This is a genomic window from Limnofasciculus baicalensis BBK-W-15 (assembly GCF_024178385.1).
Classification (GTDB): Bacteria; Cyanobacteriota; Cyanobacteriia; order Cyanobacteriales; family Coleofasciculaceae; genus Limnofasciculus; species Limnofasciculus baicalensis.
Map to the genome: position 1 here is coordinate 1 of NZ_JAMZMM010000584.1, position 2,579 is coordinate 2,579.

The following is a 2,579-nucleotide window of genomic DNA, read 5'->3' on the forward strand; positions in this document are numbered from 1 at the left end:
TCCTTCATCCTTCATCCTTGAGTGGGGAGTGGGGAGTCGGTTTCCAACGTTACCTGAATCTATAGCGGTTTTCAGTCACCTATCAGCTCAACAATTCAATACTCAAGCACTTCTAGCAAAGCGTAATCTTAAACTTTGGTAATATAGAATATGTAGAACAATCCTGTGTCAGCGAAACCATTTGAAATGTTCAAACAAAAAATAGGCAACTCACTAATTTTACTTCTGTGTTTATCGATAATTTTATTTTCCTGTGGTTCCCCACAAGGAAAATCTAATAGTAGTAAAACTATTAGGATTATGGGCGTGGTAACGGGGAACGAAGAGGAACAACTTCAAAAAGCCTTAGCCCCTTTTACCGAAGAAACTGGTATTAAGATTGTATATGAGGGAACGAATGAGTTTGCAACTCTGCTTCCGGTGCGAGTTGACTCTGGAAATGCTCCTGATATTGCTATGTTTCCCCAGCCTGGGTTGATGGCAGATTTTGCCAGGGAAGGTAAACTAATACCAGTGGATACTTTTATAGATAAAAATGAGTTATCTAAAGATTATGCTAAAGATTGGATCGATCTAGGTAGTGTTGATGGCAAAATTTACAGTATTTGGTATAGGGCTTTTGTCAAGAGTTTGGTTTGGTATAATCCCGCATCTTTTACCGCAAAAGGATATAAAATTCCATCAACTTGGAAGGAAATGATCGCACTTTCTGACAAAATTGTGGCAGATGGGGGTGTTCCTTGGTGCTTGGGAATGGAGAATGGTAATGCCACTGGTTGGGTGGGTACTGATTGGGTAGAAGATATTATATTACACGCCTCTGGACCTGAAGTTTACGATCGATGGGTTACTCATAAAATCCCTTTTAGCGATCCTCAAGTTAAGGCAGGGTTTGAGGAATTTGGTAAAATTGTCCAGAATCCTAAATATGTAGTAGGTGGAAAAACTGGTGTAATCAGTACTCCTTTTGGTGATTCTCCTAAAGGTTTATTCGATAAACCACCAAGCTGTTATCTGCACCACCAAGGTAGTTTTATCACTGCTTTCTTCCCGAAAAATGTGGTAGTAGGAAAGGATGTCGATGTTTTTCCATTCCCGATAATTAATAAAGAATTTGGCGATAGTATATTAGTATCCGGCGAAATGGTGGCAATGTTTAAGGATACTCCAGAAGTTAGGGCTTTGATGAAGTATTTGGCTACCCCCAAACCCCATGAAATTCTGGCTAGTTTTGGCGGATATCTTTCACCTCACAAACAGGTAAGTTTAAATATTTATCCCGACGAGGTGATGAAACGTCAAGCGGAAATTTTAAGAAATGCTAAAGTTTTACGCTTTGATGGCTCCGATATGATGCCCGGTGCAGTGGGTACTGGGACATTTTGGACAGGTATTGTTGATTATGTTGGAGGAAAAGATCTCAATAGTGTTTTGAAAAATATTGATGAAAGTTGGCCTAAAAAGTGATAAGGGGGAATAGGGAATGGGGAGTGGGGAATGATTAAATAAGATCAACCTAAATTCATAAATCTTAGCACAGGCATCTTGCCTGTGCTAAGAAGTAATCAAATCATAAAATTTATAATAATGAGTCAAATTATCAACTCTATCTTTGGTATTATTATTGGCTGTGGTGGCTTCATCACTTTATTTTATGGACTGAACATATTAGTTGATTTACTGCCATACAAATTGCGAATGCAAATTCTCCCTTGGCTATACTTATTACCAGCCATTATCCTTTTGACAGCTTACCTAATCCTCCCCACAATCAATACTATTTATATCAGTTTTTTCGATAAGCGATCGCAAAATTTTGTTGGACTAGATAACTATATTTTTGCCTTCACTAGCGAAACTATGGGAATTGCCTTTCGCAATAATTTGTTATGGTTGGTACTGGTAACGGGTTTTAGTGTAGGATTGGGTTTAATTATGGCTGTACTCATGGATAGAGTGCGGTATGAAGCTATTGCCAAATCCCTGATTTTTTTGCCGATGGCAATATCTTTTGTTGGTGCTAGTGTGATTTGGAAATTTGTCTATGCTTTTCGTGCTACAGGTGCGGAACAAATTGGCTTATTGAATGGCATTGTCACTAGTTTAGGATTCCAGCCAATTGGCTGGTTGGTGGAACAATCTTTCAATAACTTTGCACTAATTGCCATTATGATTTGGCTCCAAACAGGGTTTTGTCTGGTATTGCTTTCAGCGGCAGTGAAAGGGATTCCCAAAGATATTATGGAAGCAGCCAGGATGGATGGGGCTAATGAGTGGCAGATATTTTGGCGAATTACTATTCCCATGATTCGCAGTACAATTGCGGTTGTGGCAACGACGGTGGTAATTATGGTACTGAAAGTTTTTGATATTGTATTTGTGATGACTGCTGGGAATCAAGGTACAGAAGTGATTGCTTCTCGTATGATTAAGGAAATGTTTAACTATCGGGACTATGGTAGAGGAAGTGCGATCGCAGTTATCTTATTATTGGCTATTATTCCAGTTACAATCGGTAATATCCGTCGTTTTCGACAGCAAAGTGGGGAGTAGGGAGTGGGGAGTGGGGAGTGGGGAGT

At 39.4% G+C, this 2,579-nt stretch carries 2 protein-coding genes; both read left to right on the plus strand.

Going from position 1 to position 2,579, the window contains the following annotated elements; translation table 11 throughout:
* Positions 1–186: 186 nt before the first annotated feature.
* Positions 187–1,467, plus strand: a complete 1,281-nt coding sequence (locus tag NJ959_RS28370; RefSeq protein ID WP_256529929.1) for an ABC transporter substrate-binding protein — start codon at positions 187–189, stop codon at positions 1,465–1,467.
* 120 nt (positions 1,468–1,587) lie between these two features.
* On the plus strand, positions 1,588–2,553 hold the full coding sequence (locus tag NJ959_RS28375) for a carbohydrate ABC transporter permease (protein WP_254015112.1): 966 nt from the start codon (positions 1,588–1,590) through the stop codon (positions 2,551–2,553).
* The last annotated feature ends 26 nt before the right edge of the window (positions 2,554–2,579 follow it).

What these genes read in the sequence shown, in the direction of transcription:
- NJ959_RS28370 (WP_256529929.1), top strand. Translation starts at nt 187, where the DNA reads ATGTTCAAACAAAAAATAGGCAACTCACTAATTTTACTTCTGTGTTTA.
- NJ959_RS28375 (WP_254015112.1), top strand. Translation starts at nt 1,588, where the DNA reads ATGAGTCAAATTATCAACTCTATCTTTGGTATTATTATTGGCTGTGGT.